Below are 15403 nucleotides of genomic sequence, written 5' to 3'. Positions count from 1 at the left end.
TTAGATCGAAAATGAAGAAGGTTTTGTTGGCTTCGGCCTGTTTGTTCGCACTTGCCGCTCCGGCTTCGGCCGCTGATCTGGCGGCTCGCCCCTACACCAAGGCCCCGGTGGCTATGGCTTCGGTCTACAACTGGACCGGCTTCTACCTCGGTATCGTCGGCGGCGGCGCCTGGGAAAACGCTTCCGGCGACCCGAAGATGAAGGGTGGCTTCGTCGGCGGCACCGCCGGCTACAACTGGCAGACCGGCAACGTAGTGTTCGGCGTCGAGGCCGATGGCGCCTGGGCTGACGTCAGCGCCACCGCGACCGGCGCCACCGTCGTTCCCGGCTTCGGCGTCGTGACCGCAACCGCGACCTCGAAGACCGACGCGATGGGCACCGTGCGCGGCCGCCTCGGCTGGGCCGTCAACAACGTCCTGTTCTACGGCACCGGTGGTTACGCCTGGATCGACAACAAGATCACCCTCTCCGCGCTCGGCGTGACCGCTTCGGACAGCAAGTGGCACTCCGGCTGGACCGTCGGTGCGGGCATCGAAGCATTCTTCGCGCCGCAGTGGTCGGTCAAGGGCGAGTACCTCTATCGCAGCCTCGGCGGCGAGAGCTACTTCTCGGGCGCCCTGCCCACCGGCACGCTCAACTTCCACACCGTGCAGGTCGGCGTGAACTATCACTTCGGGGGCCCGGTGGTCGCGAAGTACTGATCTTCGCCTCCAACGCCATCGTGTTACGAAAGGCCGGCCTTGCGCCGGCCTTTTTGTTTGACCGGCCGGTCCCCGCGCAGTTCCGCGCACGTGCTCCTGCCAGATGCCGCCAGCGCGCCAACAATCCGTTGACGATTCGCAAGTCCCACTGGAAATCCGTGCTCGTTCTTCCTACGTTCGCTGACATACCCATCGGCGCCGATCCCGGTTCCGGGCGAAGCGCGCCTTCAACGTTGGCGCGATCGCGCGCCTTTGGGATTCCTTGAGGACCACCAGGATGGATGAAGTGATCAAGGCGAAGCGCCAACAACAGAACGCGGGATCACACCTGCGCGCAATTACGATCCGTGGCGCGCGCGAGCACAACCTCAAGAACGTCGACGTCGAGATTCCCCGCGACAAGCTCGTGGTGTTCACCGGTCTCTCGGGCTCCGGCAAGTCCTCGCTCGCATTCGACACCATCTACGCCGAGGGCCAGCGCCGCTACGTCGAATCGCTGTCGGCCTATGCGCGCCAGTTCCTGGAAATGATGCAGAAGCCTGATGTCGACCAGATCGATGGCCTGTCGCCGGCAATCTCGATCGAGCAGAAGACGACGTCGAAGAACCCGCGCTCGACCGTCGGCACCGTCACCGAGATCTACGACTACATGCGCCTGCTCTGGGCCCGCGTCGGCGTGCCCTATTCGCCGGCCACGGGCCTTCCGATCGAAAGCCAGACCGTCTCCCAGATGGTCGACCGCGTGCTGGCGCTGCCGGAAGGCACCCGCCTCTACCTGCTCGCGCCTGTCGTGCGCGGCCGCAAGGGCGAGTACAGGAAAGAGCTCGCCGAATGGCTCAAGAAGGGCTTTCAGCGCGTCAAGATCGACGGCACCTTCCATGAACTGGCGGAAGCGCCGACGCTGGACAAGAAGTTCCCGCACGACATCGACGTCGTCGTCGACCGCATCGTGGTGCGCGCCGACATCGGCCAGCGCCTCGCCGAGAGCTTCGAGACCGCGCTGAAGCTGGCCGAAGGCCTTGCCGTCGTCGAGTTCGCCGACGCGCCGGCGGCCGCTCCCGCGGAAGAGAAAGAGAAAAAGAAGACCGCGAAGATTCACGACAAGAGCGGGCCAGAGCGCATCCTGTTCTCGGAAAAGTTCGCCTGCCCGGTCTCGGGTTTCACCATCCCCGAGATCGAGCCGCGCCTGTTCTCCTTCAACAACCCCTACGGCGCCTGTCCTGCCTGCGGCGGCCTCGGCGTCGAGCAGCATGTCGACGAAGACCTCGTCATCCCCGACAAGGAGCTCGCGATCGGCAAGGGCGCGATCGCGCCCTGGGCCAAATCGTCGTCGCCCTACTACACGCAGACGCTGACGGCGCTCGGCAAGCACTACAAGTTCACGCTGACCACCAAATGGAAGGATCTGCCCAAGAAGACGCAGAACGCGATCCTGCATGGCTCCGGCGAGGACGAGATCAAGTTCTCCTACGAGGACGGGGTCCGCTCCTACGACACCAAGAAGCCGTTCGAGGGCGTCATCACCAACATCGACCGCCGCTACCGCGAGACCGAGAGCGAGTGGGCGCGCGAGGAGCTGGCGAAATATTTCCACGACGTGCCCTGCGGCGGCTGCAACGGTTTCCGGCTCAAGCCCGAGGCGCTCTGCGTCAAGATCGGCGGCAAGCATATCGGCGACATCTCGGAGCTGTCCGTCAAAGGCGCCGGTGCATGGTTCGAGACCGTGCCGGAGGCGCTGAACACGCAGCAGAACGAGATCGCCGGCCGCATCCTCAAGGAGATCCGCGAGCGACTCACCTTCCTGCTCGACGTCGGCCTCAACTATCTCACCCTGTCCCGCTCCTCCGGCACGCTGTCCGGCGGCGAGAGCCAGCGCATCCGCCTCGCCTCGCAAATCGGCTCGGGCCTGACCGGCGTGCTCTACGTGCTCGACGAGCCCTCGATCGGCCTGCACCAGCGCGACAACGCGCGCCTGCTCGACACCCTCAAGCGCCTGCGCGACCTCGGCAACACCGTGATCGTGGTCGAGCATGACGAGGACGCGATCCTGCTGGCCGACTACGTGCTCGACATCGGCCCGGGCGCCGGCATGCATGGCGGCAACATCGTCGCCGAAGGCACGCCCGCCGAGATCATGCGAAACCCGAAATCGCTGACCGGCAAGTACCTCACCGGCGAGCTCGAGGTCGAGGTGCCGGAGCGGCGCCCACCGAACCATCGCCGCACCATCAAGGTGGTCAACGCGCGCGGCAATAACCTCAAGAACGTCACGGCCGAAATCCCGCTCGGCCTGTTTACCTGCGTCACCGGCGTCTCCGGCGGCGGCAAGTCGACGCTGCTGATCGACACGCTCTACAAGGCGATCGCCCGCAAGCTGAACAACGCCAGCGAAGGCGCAGCTCCGCACGACCGCATCGAGGGCCTGGAGCACATCGACAAGATCATCGACATCGACCAGTCGCCGATCGGCCGCACCCCGCGCTCGAATCCGGCGACCTACACCGGCGCCTTCACGCCGATCCGCGAATGGTTCGCAGGCCTCCCCGAATCCAAGGCGCGCGGCTACGAGCCCGGCCGCTTCTCCTTCAACGTCAAGGGTGGCCGCTGCGAGGCCTGCCAGGGCGATGGCGTCATCAAGATCGAGATGCACTTCCTGCCCGACGTCTACGTCACCTGCGACGTCTGCAAGGGCAAGCGCTACAATCGCGAGACGCTCGAAGTCCTGTTCAAGGGCAAGAGCATCGCCGACGTGCTCGACATGACCGTCGAGGAGGCCGCAGACTTCTTCAAGGCGGTGCCGCGCGTGCGCGAGACCTTCCAGACCCTGCACCGCGTCGGCCTCGACTACATCCATGTCGGCCAGCAGGCCACGACCCTGTCGGGCGGTGAAGCCCAGCGCGTCAAGCTCGCGAAAGAACTGTCCAAGCGCGCCACCGGCCGCACGCTCTACATCCTGGACGAGCCGACCACTGGCCTGCACTTCCACGACGTCAAGAAACTGCTGGAGGTGCTGCACGAGCTGGTCGCGCAGGGCAACACGGTCGTCGTCATCGAGCACAATCTCGAAGTCATCAAGACCGCCGACTGGGTCATCGACCTCGGCCCGGAAGGCGGCGACGGCGGCGGCGAAATCGTCGCCTGGGGCCCGCCGGAAGACATCGCCAAGGCGCCGCGGAGCTACACCGGCAAATTCCTGGCGCCGGTGCTGGAGAAGGCGCGGAAGCCGAAGCGGCGGCGCGCGGCGAGCGAGGCGGCCGAATAGGTTACGTACCGGGAGCGTGCCGACACATTGTCTGAGGGAGACGGAGTTTGCCTGCCGGACTTGTGCAAACCTACAGTGCGTTCGCCCACAATAATGCTTGGGCCAACCACCGGCTGCTCACCGCTTGTGCTGCGCTGTCTCAGACCGACTTCGAAGCCGAGCGGACCGGCTTCTTTCCGAGCCTGCAACGCACACTGAACCACATCCATGTCATCGACCTCTTCTATGTCGATGCACTGGAGGGCGGATGGCTCGGGCCTGCGGCCTGGAAGAACCAGATTCCGTACCCCTCACTCTCTGAGCTGAAACCTGCCCAAGCCGAAATGGACAAGCGTTTGCTCGCCGTCTGCGATGCGCTGACACCCGAACTTCTCGACGGCATTGTGCGGATCAACCGCGACACGCGCGTCCAGACCGAACGTCGCGACCGACTGCTCATGCATCTGTTTCAGCATCAAATTCATCACCGCGGACAGGCGCACGCGATGCTCTCTGCAACAAGTGTCCCGCCGCCTCAGCTCGACGAATTCTTTGCCGAGGGAGAAGCACCGCTCAGGGCCGCCGAGTTCGACGAGCTCGGATGGACCGAGGAGACCGTGTGGAAATCCTAGCGGTGTAATTTCTTCCCCATGCCCTACGCCCTCGCCATCTTCGATCTCGACGGTACCCTCGCCGACAGCTTTCCGTGGTTCCTGCGCACAATCAACGACGTCGCCGATCGCTTTGGCTTTCGGCGCGTGGCCGATGAGGACGTCGAGGGGCTGCGGCATGCCTCGACGCGGGAGATCCTCAGCCGGCTCGAGGTGCCGCTGTGGAAGCTGCCGGCGATCGCGCGATATGCGCGGCGGCTGAAGGCGGAGGCGGCTGCGGAGATCTCGCTGTTCGCGGGCGTCGAGGCGATGCTGCGGACGCTGGCCGAGCGCGGCGTGCAGCTGGCGCTGGTGACATCGGACAGCGAAGCCAATGCGCGCGAGAAGCTCGGCGAGGCCGCGGCGCTGTTCGCGCATTTCGATTGCGCGGCATCGATCTTCGGCAAGCCCACGAAATTCCGCCGGGTCATCCGCCGCGCCGGCGTGGACCCCGCTCACGTGATTTCGATCGGCGACGAGGTGCGCGACATTGAGGCGGCGCGGGCCGTCGGCATCGCCTGTGGCGCGGTGTGCTGGGGCTATGCGGCACCGGCCGCGCTGCGGGCGCTTGCGCCCGATCGCATCTTCGCGCACATGGATGAGATCGCGGACGCGGTCTGCCGGATGCCGTTGAAGGCCTGAGCCCGGCATCCGCCCATCCAGGGAGACGCCGATGACACTCACGGATGCAGCCCGCCTCAAGCTGCTGGAGCCGCCGGTCGGCCGGATCCGCGTCGTGCTCGACACCGACACCTACAACGAGATCGACGATCAGTTTGCGCTGGTTCAAATGCTGCTGTCGAAGGATCGCTTCGACGTCGAGGCGATCTATGCCGCGCCGTTCTTGAACGCGCGCGCGGACAGCCCCGGCCACGGCATGGAGCTGAGCTATCAGGAAATCCTGCGCTTGCTGGAGCGTCTGAACATCGCAGCCGAGGGCCTGGTTCATCGCGGCGTCACCGCCTATGTCGGGCCCGGCAAGGCCGCGCGCGAGGCGCCTGCCGTCGACGACCTCGTGGCCCGGGCGCGCGCGGGCTCGCCGGACCATCCGCTCTACGTCATCGCCATTGGCGCCATCAGCAACGTCGCCTCTGCGCTTCTCAAAGCCCCCGATATCATCGACCGCATCGTCGTCGTGTGGCTCGGCGGCCATGCGCTGGAATGGCCGCACACGATCGAGTTCAACCTCAAGCAGGACGTCGGCGGCGCCCAGGTGCTGCTCGACAGCGGCGTGCCGCTGGTTCTGGTGCCGTGCAAGGGCGTCACCTCGCACCTTCACTCGACAGTGCCGGAGATCGAGCGTTACGTCGAACCGCACGGCAGCATCGGCGCGTTCCTCGCCATGCGCTTCAAGGAATATTCGTCCGACCATCTGGGTTGGGCGAAGGAGATCTGGGACATGGCGCCGGTCGGATGGCTGCTGAACCCCGTGTGGGCGCCGAGCGTGATCATCCCGGCGCCGGTCCTGACGGAGCAGATGACCTGGAGCGTCGATCGCAGCCGGCATGCGATCCGCTACGTGACCTATGTGGATCGCAACCCCATCCTGAGGGACTTCTTCCTGAAATTGAGGGCCTACGCCGGGACGACGTAGGTCGCCTCTCCGCCCCCTACTCCGTCCTGCGCAAGAACGCCCCGAACGCGCGCGGGCCGTCGCCCACCTTGACCTCGCCGACGACCTTCAGCTCGGCTGCATCGATGATATGAAGCGTGTTGCTCTCCCAATTGGCGACGATGATGCGCTTGCCGTCTGCGGTCGCATTGATGCCTTCGGGATAGTCGCCGACATTGATGCGCTTGATCGGCTTCAGCGTCGCCAGGTCGAACACGCTGACGGTGCCGCCATACTGGTCGGTCACGAAGCCGCGGCCCTGCGCCATCGCCACCGCATAGGGACGCATCCCGACCGGCACGCGACCGATCGCCTGACCTGCCGCGATGTCGATCACGGAGACGTCGTCAGAGCCGACATTGGCGGTGTAGGCGCGCTTGCCCTCGGCGTCGATGGTGACACCGAACGGACGCGTGCCGACCTTGATGGTCGCCTTGCGTTGGCGCGTCGCGGTATCCACGACCGAGACGCTGTCGTCGTCGCGGTCCGCCGAGAGCAGCAGCTTGCCATCAGGTGTCACCGCCAGGCCCGACGGCGAGGCGCCGACTGCGATGCTGGCCGTGACGCTGCGCGTCGCCGCGTCGATCACACGCACCGCCGCGGCGTACCAGTCGGCGACATAGACCGTCTTGCCATCGGGCGCGACCGCAATGCCGAGCGGCCCGCCGCCGACCTCGATCCGCCCCGCGACCTGCCGCGTTGCTGCGTCCACCACAGTTACGGCCTTGGCGTCCGGGCTCGTGACATAGGCAAAGCGGCCGTCGGCACTGACGGCGACGCCCGCCGGCTTGCCGCCGATCGGGATGGTCGCCACGCTGCGTGCCGTGGCGAGGTCCACGACCATCAGATCGTCGCTGAGCTGGTTGGTGACGAACGCCTCTTCCGCGAACGCGCTGCCGAGGCAAGCAAGGCTGGCGGCCAGTGCCGCCATGACCGGGATGCGCACCGTCAGCTTCCGCTCTCGACCTTCTTCTTCAGCGCCGCGAGGCCGGCCTTGTAGAGCCCGCTCACAGCGGTCTTGGCAGCCTCGTCGCTCAGTTCCGGCGGCGGGTCGTTGTTGGGAAAGCCGCGGTAGAACGCACCAGCCCATTCCAGGGTCGAGCCCTTGCCGTCAGCGCTCGGCGTCACCGTCAGCGTCGAGGAATAATTGGTGACCGGCAGCACCTTCACGTCGACGGTGGTGATCCGGTAGGAATAGGTCATCGCGGCGGCGTCGAACTTGTAGAGCTCCTCGTCGACGGTCGCGCCTCCCGTCAGCGTCAGCTTCCGCGTGGCGCCGATCTCGTTGCCCTTCTCGCCCTCGGTCTTGGTGACCGGCGGGAGCCAGCTCATGTCCTGGAAATTGCCGATTGCGGCCCACACTTTGGCCGGGGCTGCGTTGATCTCGATGGATTCGCGCACCTTCTGCCGGGTCGGCCCATGCGCCCAGGCCGGTGTAGAAGCCGGGCCAAACGCCGCCGCCAAAGCCGCCGCACTCGCGGCAGTCAGCACCGCGGCCAAGACCGTGCGCCGTCCAATCGTCACCCTCATCTCGTTTCCCCATGCGTCTCGTTGATCGTGCGCGACTTGAAGCGCGCTGGGATCATCGTAGCCCATTTTGCGGCCGAGGGGAGACCTGTTCATGGCCTCGTTGGGGCGCGCACCCGCGTTCTTTCGGAGGTGTTCAGGACCACGTTCGATCTGCCTGACTCGATGGCTGCGATGCCGATCGATCAGCAAGCCAAGTTCGTGGACAAATTCATGAAGATCAAGGATCTGTCCGATCCCGCGAAAGTTGCAAAGCTGTTGAACCGTTTCTCCGCGATGTATGACGTCAGAAACAGCCAGAGCACCGATCAGGGCCAATCTCCATTGCTCGACCTCTTTCAAGGATCGAACTCAGGGGTAAGTCAATCTACGTACCTGGCCATTGCCAAGCTACGTTCTCACCCCTGATGACCGCTCGCCGATCCTAGCCCAACACCTCGAGCACCAGCTCCATGGTCATCAGCACGGGATTGTCGCCACGGATCAGACGGCCCTCCGCAATGCCGCCGGTGTAGTCGATCAGGGCGGCATCCAGTGCGGCTTCGAGCGCACCCGAAGGGCCCGGCGCGATCGTCCCGGCCGTCACCGCAAGCTCCGTTGCGAACGGCTCGGTCACGCCGCCATGGATGAAACGCGCGCCGACGGTCGAGCCGACGCCGCCGTGGATTTTCGCGCGCGCGATGCCGCGCGCGCGGCAGAACTCTTCGAGGCAGCCGGCAAAATCCTGGTTGGGGCGCAGCCGGAGCGCGAAGGCGCGGCTGGTCGTGCGCGCGCCGGTGCTCGCGGAGGCGACCGGCCCGAACAGCTTGAAATTGGTCTCGGGGTCGGGCTCGGCGGTGAACATCGCACCATCGAGACCGAAGGCCTCGACCTCGAACGGTTCTGCTACAACAGTCTCGTCCGGCATCATGTGGCCGCCGCCTGGCTTGCCGTCCGCCTCGGTCCACAGCCCGTGGCAATGAAAGAACGGCGCGCCGTCGCGCATACCGAGCGTCATGCGGCCGAACTTCACACGCGTCAGGCCCGCGGGGCGATATGTATCGCTGTAGAACGCAGCATTCTCGCCGGTCTTCGACAGTGCCGGCATGACGTAAGCGAACGGCCCGACCGCGCCGCTACCGAAGTTCAGCACGCCGCCGGCAAAGCCTTCAGCGGCGAAACCGCGGCGCGCGGCCTCCAGCAGCGGCACACCGGCCTGAAGCGCGAAGGAGAAAGCGCGCCCCCTCGCCTCCACCCATTGGATGCGTTCTGCGACTGGCGCGCCCGGCTGCTTGATGCTCCGCATGACCTGCGCTCAGCCCGTCTTCGTCTTGTCGAGGTCGAGCAGCCCGCGTGCCTCGAGCTCGTCGCGCACCATGCGTTTTGGAATCTTGCCATAGCCGGATTTCGGCAACGCCTCCCAGAAGAAGAAGCGCTTCGGCATCTTGTAGCGCGGCACCTTCGGCAACAGGAACGCCGCCATCTCCGCTTCACTCACCGGCTTCTCGCCCTCACGCGCAACGCAGACGGCGACGCCGACCTCGCCCCAGGTCGCATCGGGCACGCCGAGCACGGCGACCTCACCGACCGCAGGATGCGTCAGGATCTTCTCCTCGATCTCGCGCGGATAGATGTTGGAGCCGCCGGAGATGTACATGTCGGAGGCGCGGCCGGTGATGTAGACGAACCCCTCCTCGTCCATGTGGCCGAGATCGCCGGTGCGGAACCAGCCATTGCGGAACGCCTTCGCATTGGCTTCAGGGTTGTCGTAGTAGCCGGCGAGCACGGCGGGGCCGATCACGCAGATCTCGCCGCTCTGGTTGGCCGCGAGTTCGCGGCCCTCGTCGTCCTGGATCGAGACCTGCATTCCGGTGCGCTCGAAGCCGCAGGTGCCGATCTTCGCATGCGGACCATCCTCGGGATCATGCAGCGCCGCCGGCAGCACGGTGATGTTGCCGGTGACCTCGCCGAGACCGAAATACTGCACGATGACCTTGCCGAGCTTCTTCAGCGCGGCCTTCTGGTCCTCGCGATACATCGGCGCGCCCGCATAGATCACATGGCGCAGCGAAGAATGATCGTATTTGTCCACCGCCGGATGCTCGACCATCATCTTCAGGATCGTCGGCACGGTGAAGAGATTGGCGACCCGATGTGTCTCGATCAGGCGGAACGCCTCGTCGATGTCGAACTTCTCGGTCGGCAGCAGCACGGTCCGCACACCGCGCGCGGCCTGCACCAGCTGATGCACGCCGGCGCCATGCGACAGCGGCGCCACCACCAGCGAGGCATCGTCTTCGGTGACGCCTGGCGTCAGATCGGCAAGATGATTGGTGACGACAAAGCCCATCTGGCCATGAGTCAGCACCGCAGCCTTGGAGCGGCCGGTGGTGCCGGAGGTGAAGAAGAACCAGCAGGGATCGTCGTGCTCGACCGCAACGTTCTCTACGGTACTGCCGGCCTGCGAAGCGATGGCATCAGCCACCGAGCGCTCGCCGAAGGCGGCCTCGCCGTCGATGCTCCAGGTGAATTCCAGCGCGCCACCGCTCACGGCCGCGGCGTGCTCGGGAAAATCGACATGGCACAGAAACGCCTTCGCACCGGAGGCCTGAGCGAGATAGGTCACCTCGTCCGGCATCAGGCGGAAATTGGTGGGCACCCAGACGGCGCCAAGCCGGAACGCCGCGAACATCGAGAGAAACATCTCGTCGCCGTTCTTGGAATGGACGAGGATGCGGTCGCCCTTGGCGATACCACGCGCGGCGAGTGCGGCGGCGAGCGCCGAGACCTGCGCATCGATCTCGCGCCAGGTCCAGGATTTGTCACCCCAGACGAAGCCGGGACGCGCCCCATGCCGCCGCGCATTCTGGGTCAGCATGTAAGCGAGATTCATGACGCGGCGGGACATGCGCAGGGGCTGCATCGGGCTTCCTCTTGGGCGGCGGACGGCACGCGAGCCGCCCGCTCATTGCAGCCCATTTATCGCCATCGAACGCGCCCCTGCAAGACCACCGGCCGCACACCTGCCTTACGGCTGCCTGAATGCGAACGGCGTCGCCGTAATGGCCTTCTCTTTCCAGCAGGCCTGCGCGCCAAAGCCGCCGCAGAAGCTGCCATGCAGGTCGAATCGGATCGTGCGCGCGGCGCCGCGCTTGATCGGCGGCGCCACGATCTTGTAGCTGCGCACATAGCCGTCGAACACCGGGCGCACGCCGCCATCCGGCAGCGTCACCAGGATGGTCATGACGCAGCCGCCGGTTCCGCAATAGGTGGTCTCGCGCTCCCCGCATTTGGTGTCGCGGAAGTCGACGACGTAGTCGTCGCGGCCGTCGCCGGTCAGATCGATCTTGCGCACCGTGTCCGCCGCAAAGGTCACCGCGCCGCCGCCCTGGCTCTCGCATTCCTCATTGGCATAGTGCAGCGCCTTCTGCACCCCGGGCGGATAATCGGAGGGGTTGAACGGTTTTGCCTCCTCGGCACGCGCAGCGGTGGCGAAGAGAGCGAGCAGGAAGACGAGATATCGCATTCGCGTTGGTCGCAGCCGAGGCCGCAATCGTTCAGGGAATTTTAAACATGATCGGCGCACCCTTGATCAGTCTCCGCGTACAGAGTGCCGCATCATGGTCAAAGTGCCCGCCTTCCTCCTGTTGTCGCTGGCGCTCGCCGGATGTGCCGTGGGCCCGCAAGCCCATCTGGCGTCCGATCCCGCCTTCAAGCCGGCGCGCTATGCCTGGGATGGCGCCGGCGAGAATCCCAATCAGCCGCGTGCGGCCTCCGCACCTGCGCGGACCGCGGCCCGATCCGAGCGCAACGGGGCGCAAGCCGGGCTTCAACCCTATTCGAAGGAATGGTGGCAGGCCCAGGACGGCATCGAGGCCGAGCAGGACGCGAGGGTCAACCGCTCCCTCGTCATCTGCCAGGGCTGCCTCCGCCCGCAGCCGCAGCCCGAGGATGCGCGGCTGGCCAAAGCGACCGATTGAACCGAACGGCCGCTCCATTGGTCTACACAGATGCGCGCTGACTCCGGCCGCCGGCCTGTCGTCGCGCGCCATCACCCCAGGGACATTTCATGCTCACCCGCCGGACCTTCGTCGTCGCCTCTCTGCTTGCCAGTACCTCCCCGGCATTCGCCGTGATGCCCGCCCCCGGCGATCCCGTCGCCATCGTGACCGCGATCTACACCCGCGCGGCCAATGGCAAGGGCGATGGCGGCGGTGCCTTCATCATCGAGGACAAGGCGGCCAAGAGCCAATATCTCTCCAAGGCGCTGATCGCGCTGTGGGCCAAGGCGGATGCGCACACGCCCAAGGGCGACGTCGGACCGGTCGATTTCGATCCCGTCACCAACTCGCAGGAACCCGACGTGAAGTCATTCAAGGTTGACGCGGAGAAGATGGGGGCCGACAAGGCGACGTTCGCGGTGACCATCACCGGCCACCGCAACGACCGGAAACCGGCCGACCTGATCGTGCGTTACGACTTCGTGCGCGAGGCCAGCACTTGGAAGATCGACGACATCAAGGGCTCGTCCGAAGGCGAAGCCTGGTCGATCCGCAAGATGCTGACGGACTCGCTGAAGAGCTGACCGGAGACGCCATGAGCGACGTCATCGACAACAGGGACCATCACCGCTTCGAGCTGGAGGTGGAGGGCTATCTTGCCACCGAACACTACAAGCTCGACGGCAAATTCATCACGTTCGAGCACACGGAGGTGCCGAAGGAGCTCGGCGGCAAGGGTGTCGGCTCAAAGCTGGTGCAAGGCGCGCTCGACCAGGTCCGCGCCGCCGGATTGAAGCTGATCCCGCAATGCCCGTTCGTGAAGGCGTGGATCGAGAAGCACCCCGACTATCAGGACCTGATGGAGCGATGAGCGCGCAGGCCCGCTGATGACGGGCCTCGCCTACGGCCTAATGCCCATGCCTGAGCATGTCCTGGTCATTCAAATCCCAGTCCTGCCAGAGCTGGAGCACGCCGAGCAGCACCACCATCGCACCGAGGCTCGTATGGTAGATGCGGACAAAGCCTTCACCGGAATAGCCGAGGACATAGGGCGAGGCGATGAGCCACAATCCGACCAGGATCGTCGTCACCTCTTGCCAGCGTTGCAGCGCGACATACTCGAGCTGGCTGATGCCAAACACGATCAGGCCGACTGCGACCGCGTTCAGGATCATCATCTCGTGTCCGGCGATGGGCGACCGATCCTGGATAGGGAACCACGGCGAAACGACAATCAGCGCGCCGAGCAGCATCCCGCACCAATCTTCCCATGTTCGATGAGTATTCAAGAAACCAAAGTCCGACATAGTACCCTCCTACAACAGAGGCATACGTCTGCGGCTGGCGATCGTGACATACCGAATGTCTGGCGACCTGCCGGCCGCATTCGGGCGTATGTCCTCCAAAAGACGTGGGAGTCGCCGTGGAACTTGCAAGAGCGATGTCGGGAATTATTAGACTCTTGCGGGACAAGACCTATTGCGCTGCGGCCACAGGGATGCGCGTTTGCAGATATCTCCCGTGCGCCCCCTCTGGCCCCGCTTGCCAAGGGCGGGATCGGGCTTCCTAGATCGGCAAGCAATACGCACTTCGGAAGGATTTTGCATGGCGGCATCGGTACGCGATAACAAGGATAGAAGCCGCTTCGAGCTCGATGTCGGCAACGAAATCGCCTTCGCCAATTACCGGCTGACGCCATCGGCGGTCATCATCACCCACACCGAGACGCCGCGCGCGCTCCGCGGCCGCGGCATCGCATCCGAGCTCGTCAAGGGCGCGCTCGACTTGATCCGCTGCGACGGCAACAAGGTGATCCCCGGCTGCGGCTTCGTCGTCGACTATCTCGACAGGCATCCGGAAGATGCCGATTTGCTGGCCTGAAAGCAAAAGGGCCCGCGGCATCGCGCGGGCCCTTGGCTTGCAACCGAACGATCGGTCAGTGCTTGATTTCCGGCGGCAGCTTGCCGCCATTGGCGGCGAGCTTTGACATCACCTGCTTGTGCAGCCAGACGTTCATGCTCGCGGAATCGTTGGTGTCGCCGGTGTAGCCGAGCTCCTTGGCGAGATCCTTGCGCGCAGCAAGGCTGGAGTCGATGTCGAGCGCCTTCATGAGGTCGACGATCGAGGTGCGCCATTCGAGCTTCTCGCCCTTGTGCGCCGCGACCGCCGCGTCGACGATCGCAGCAACGTCCACTGTCGACGCGGGCGCGGCAGCAGGCGCCGATCCACCTGGAGCGGCGCCTGCGGGCGCGCTGCCCGAGGGAGCGCCGCCTGCGGGCGCGGCGGAAGCCGGGTGGCTGCCGAAGATCGCGCCCATGATTTTTCCGAAAATGCTCATGTCTGCTCCCCGAGAAGGATCCGTTGGAAAGGCCTTGAGTGGCACTTATAGACGAAGTTACTGCGTTGCGCCCGCGAAGTTCCGCGAAACAGCAACCAGCATCAGCTTATCTGCGGCGAAATGACGACCGAATGACGTCATCGAGGTTGCGCTGCGGCATCGAATCTCACCCAGGCGTGAGGGACAGGACTCGGAAATAGGCGTACGGTTCATGTTCAGTTCGCGATGCCATCCGGAATTCGCGTCTGGTTGGGATCGCGAAACTCAGAATTGCGGCCGCTTGCGCCGTTACCGGCGCCGAATTCGGCCGCTTGGCAAGGAGCTAGCGACCATGGCCACCCTCTACCAGGGCAATGTGCCCACAGTGGTCCAGACCGCGGATGCGGATGGACCGGTGATCCGAACCATCCAACTCTCCGATCTGCACGACGCGCTCCGGCGCGGCTGGGAGGATTTCAAGGCGGTGCCGAGCCACGCCATCATCCTCTGCGTGATCTATCCGGTGCTGGGCCTCGTGCTCGCCCGCGTGGTGATGGGCTATTCGGTGCTGCCGCTATTGTTCCCGCTGGCCGCAGGCTTCGCGCTGATCGGCCCGTTCGCCGCGCTCGGCCTCTACGAACTCTCCAGCCGGCGCGAACGCTATGAGGAGGCCAGCGCCTGGGATGCCATGGAAGTGCTGCGCTCGCCCTCGTTCGGCGCCATGCTGGGACTCGGCACGCTGCTGCTCGCACTGTTCGTGACCTGGGTCGCGACCGCGCAGGCGATCTATGTCGCGGCGTTCGGCTATGAGGGCGCGTCCGGGATCTCGGATTTTCTGATCCGCGTGCTGACGACAAGGCAAGGCTGGTGGCTGATCGTGGTCGGCTGCGGCGCCGGATTCCTGTTCGCGCTCGCCGCCCTCTGCATCAGCGCCGTATCATTCCCCCTGATGCTCGATCGCCATGCCGGCGCGTTCGAATCGATGGTGACGTCGCTGCGCGTCGTCGCCAAAAATCCCGTCCCGATGGCAGCCTGGGGCCTGATCGTGGCGGTGCTGCTGGCGCTGGGCACGATCCCGGCGTTCCTCGGCCTTGCCGTGGTGATCCCACTGCTCGGCCACGCCACCTGGCATCTCTACCGCAAGGTAATCGTGTCCGATCCGAGCGCGCGTCCGGTGCCGCCGCCGCATCGTCCGCGCAAGCCGGCCGCCGACTTCCCCGCCAACCTCTTCCCCTGGCGCAATCGGACGGACGCCTGACGATATCGTGACATGCGATCCTGCCCCGGGCCGGGCAGGATCGCGCTGTCACGCGCCTTGCTTTGGCCGCGGTTACAATCGAGATTGCGCCCCGCCGGTCAGATCACTTCACGGAAT

Annotated in this window: 17 protein-coding genes and 1 pseudogene; 11 read left to right on the top strand and 7 right to left on the bottom strand. The window is 65.1% G+C overall.

The genetic code is table 11. The features are described from left to right. The first annotated feature begins 11 nt into the window (after positions 1-11). From OC450_RS29845 to OC450_RS29825, 5 genes are all read left to right on the top strand, one after another. Positions 12-701 (top strand): outer membrane protein, encoded by a 690-nt coding sequence (locus OC450_RS29845; RefSeq protein ID WP_256806620.1) that lies wholly within the window; start codon positions 12-14, stop codon positions 699-701. 277 nt (positions 702-978) lie between these two features. Beyond that, positions 979-3963 (top strand): excinuclease ABC subunit UvrA, encoded by a 2985-nt coding sequence (uvrA, locus tag OC450_RS29840; protein ID WP_256806619.1) that lies wholly within the window; start codon positions 979-981, stop codon positions 3961-3963. A gap of 47 nt (positions 3964-4010) precedes the next feature. After that, positions 4011-4574 carry a DinB family protein gene (locus OC450_RS29835; protein WP_211386346.1) on the top strand — a complete coding sequence of 188 codons (564 nt, stop codon included), beginning with the start codon at positions 4011-4013 and terminating at the stop codon, positions 4572-4574. Positions 4575-4592: 18 nt separating this feature from the next. Then, complete coding sequence (locus OC450_RS29830; RefSeq protein ID WP_262049195.1) at positions 4593-5234, top strand: HAD-IA family hydrolase; 642 nt, start codon at positions 4593-4595, stop codon at positions 5232-5234. A 31-nt stretch (positions 5235-5265) separates the two neighbouring features. Beyond that, positions 5266-6186, top strand: a complete 921-nt coding sequence (locus OC450_RS29825; protein WP_262049194.1) for a nucleoside hydrolase — start codon at positions 5266-5268, stop codon at positions 6184-6186. A 16-nt stretch (positions 6187-6202) separates the two neighbouring features. Here the strand turns inward: OC450_RS29825 and OC450_RS29820 are convergent, their stop codons facing one another. Then, complete coding sequence (locus tag OC450_RS29820; protein WP_262049193.1) at positions 6203-7150, bottom strand: cytochrome D1 domain-containing protein; 948 nt, start codon at positions 7148-7150, stop codon at positions 6203-6205. 2 nt (positions 7151-7152) lie between these two features. After that, the gene (locus OC450_RS29815; RefSeq protein ID WP_256806616.1) at positions 7153-7734 is read right to left on the bottom strand and encodes an SRPBCC family protein; all 582 of its coding nucleotides are present in this window, start codon (positions 7732-7734) and stop codon (positions 7153-7155) included. Between the two features lie 114 nt (positions 7735-7848). Between OC450_RS29815 and OC450_RS29810 the strand changes: the two are divergent. After that, positions 7849-8139: pseudogene (locus OC450_RS29810) on the top strand (DUF1217 domain-containing protein); the annotation flags it as partial. Positions 8140-8155: 16 nt separating this feature from the next. Here OC450_RS29810 and OC450_RS29805 read toward each other — a convergent pair. From OC450_RS29805 to OC450_RS29795, 3 genes are all read right to left on the bottom strand, one after another. Further along, positions 8156-9016, bottom strand: a complete 861-nt coding sequence (locus tag OC450_RS29805; RefSeq protein ID WP_262049192.1) for a DNA-binding protein — start codon at positions 9014-9016, stop codon at positions 8156-8158. Between the two features lie 9 nt (positions 9017-9025). Then, positions 9026-10633: an acyl-CoA synthetase gene (locus tag OC450_RS29800; protein WP_211386340.1), complete on the bottom strand. Its 1608-nt coding sequence runs from the start codon at positions 10631-10633 to the stop codon at positions 9026-9028. A gap of 105 nt (positions 10634-10738) precedes the next feature. Then, the gene (locus OC450_RS29795; protein WP_211386339.1) at positions 10739-11236 is read right to left on the bottom strand and encodes a hypothetical protein; all 498 of its coding nucleotides are present in this window, start codon (positions 11234-11236) and stop codon (positions 10739-10741) included. Between the two features lie 94 nt (positions 11237-11330). Between OC450_RS29795 and OC450_RS29790 the strand changes: the two genes are divergently transcribed. The 3 genes from OC450_RS29790 to OC450_RS29780 all read left to right on the top strand — a co-directional run bounded on the left by OC450_RS29790 (position 11331) and on the right by OC450_RS29780 (position 12582). Beyond that, on the top strand, positions 11331-11690 hold the full coding sequence (locus tag OC450_RS29790; protein ID WP_211386338.1) for a hypothetical protein: 360 nt from the start codon (positions 11331-11333) through the stop codon (positions 11688-11690). A gap of 89 nt (positions 11691-11779) precedes the next feature. Further along, positions 11780-12295, top strand: a complete 516-nt coding sequence (locus tag OC450_RS29785; protein WP_211386337.1) for a DUF3828 domain-containing protein — start codon at positions 11780-11782, stop codon at positions 12293-12295. Positions 12296-12306: 11 nt separating this feature from the next. Continuing rightward, positions 12307-12582, top strand: a complete 276-nt coding sequence (locus tag OC450_RS29780) for a GNAT family N-acetyltransferase (RefSeq protein ID WP_211386336.1) — start codon at positions 12307-12309, stop codon at positions 12580-12582. 37 nt (positions 12583-12619) lie between these two features. On the opposite strand, the gene OC450_RS29775 is transcribed toward OC450_RS29780, so the two are convergent. Continuing rightward, on the bottom strand, positions 12620-13018 hold the full coding sequence (locus tag OC450_RS29775) for an SPW repeat protein (RefSeq protein WP_211386335.1): 399 nt from the start codon (positions 13016-13018) through the stop codon (positions 12620-12622). Between the two features lie 298 nt (positions 13019-13316). Between OC450_RS29775 and OC450_RS29770 the strand changes: the two genes are divergently transcribed. Beyond that, entirely contained in the window at positions 13317-13592 is a 276-nt protein-coding gene (locus OC450_RS29770) for a GNAT family N-acetyltransferase (RefSeq protein WP_262049191.1), read from the top strand. A gap of 55 nt (positions 13593-13647) precedes the next feature. Here OC450_RS29770 and OC450_RS29765 read toward each other — a convergent pair whose 3' ends face one another. After that, positions 13648-14049 (bottom strand): DUF3597 domain-containing protein, encoded by a 402-nt coding sequence (locus OC450_RS29765; protein WP_211386333.1) that lies wholly within the window; start codon positions 14047-14049, stop codon positions 13648-13650. Between the two features lie 331 nt (positions 14050-14380). On the opposite strand from OC450_RS29765, the gene OC450_RS29760 reads away from it, so the two are divergent. After that, positions 14381-15286: a DUF2189 domain-containing protein gene (locus OC450_RS29760; protein WP_211386332.1), complete on the top strand. Its 906-nt coding sequence runs from the start codon at positions 14381-14383 to the stop codon at positions 15284-15286. Positions 15287-15403: the final 117 nt, after the last annotated feature.

The sequence above is a fragment of the Bradyrhizobium sp. Bra78 genome, from assembly GCF_024519855.1.
GTDB lineage: Bacteria > Pseudomonadota > Alphaproteobacteria > Rhizobiales > Xanthobacteraceae > Bradyrhizobium > Bradyrhizobium japonicum_G.
Note: the sequence above shows the minus strand (reverse complement) of the source record. Positions and strands in the feature narration are given on the sequence as shown.

Bases quoted from the DNA above. Each gene is read 5' to 3' on its own strand.
- OC450_RS29825 (WP_262049194.1), top strand. From the start codon at position 5,266: ATGACACTCACGGATGCAGCCCGCCTCAAGCTGCTGGAGCCGCCGGTC.
- OC450_RS29790 (WP_211386338.1), top strand. From the start codon at position 11,331: ATGGTCAAAGTGCCCGCCTTCCTCCTGTTGTCGCTGGCGCTCGCCGGA.
- uvrA (WP_256806619.1), top strand. From the start codon at position 979: ATGGATGAAGTGATCAAGGCGAAGCGCCAACAACAGAACGCGGGATCA.
- OC450_RS29830 (WP_262049195.1), top strand. From the start codon at position 4,593: ATGCCCTACGCCCTCGCCATCTTCGATCTCGACGGTACCCTCGCCGAC.
- OC450_RS29785 (WP_211386337.1), top strand. From the start codon at position 11,780: ATGCTCACCCGCCGGACCTTCGTCGTCGCCTCTCTGCTTGCCAGTACC.
- OC450_RS29815 (WP_256806616.1), bottom strand. From the start codon at position 7,734: ATGAGGGTGACGATTGGACGGCGCACGGTCTTGGCCGCGGTGCTGACT.
- OC450_RS29805 (WP_262049192.1), bottom strand. From the start codon at position 9,016: ATGCGGAGCATCAAGCAGCCGGGCGCGCCAGTCGCAGAACGCATCCAA.
- OC450_RS29800 (WP_211386340.1), bottom strand. From the start codon at position 10,633: ATGCAGCCCCTGCGCATGTCCCGCCGCGTCATGAATCTCGCTTACATG.
- OC450_RS29795 (WP_211386339.1), bottom strand. From the start codon at position 11,236: ATGCGATATCTCGTCTTCCTGCTCGCTCTCTTCGCCACCGCTGCGCGT.
- OC450_RS29845 (WP_256806620.1), top strand. From the start codon at position 12: ATGAAGAAGGTTTTGTTGGCTTCGGCCTGTTTGTTCGCACTTGCCGCT.
- OC450_RS29775 (WP_211386335.1), bottom strand. From the start codon at position 13,018: ATGTCGGACTTTGGTTTCTTGAATACTCATCGAACATGGGAAGATTGG.
- OC450_RS29760 (WP_211386332.1), top strand. From the start codon at position 14,381: ATGGCCACCCTCTACCAGGGCAATGTGCCCACAGTGGTCCAGACCGCG.
- OC450_RS29765 (WP_211386333.1), bottom strand. From the start codon at position 14,049: ATGAGCATTTTCGGAAAAATCATGGGCGCGATCTTCGGCAGCCACCCG.
- OC450_RS29780 (WP_211386336.1), top strand. From the start codon at position 12,307: ATGAGCGACGTCATCGACAACAGGGACCATCACCGCTTCGAGCTGGAG.
- OC450_RS29770 (WP_262049191.1), top strand. From the start codon at position 13,317: ATGGCGGCATCGGTACGCGATAACAAGGATAGAAGCCGCTTCGAGCTC.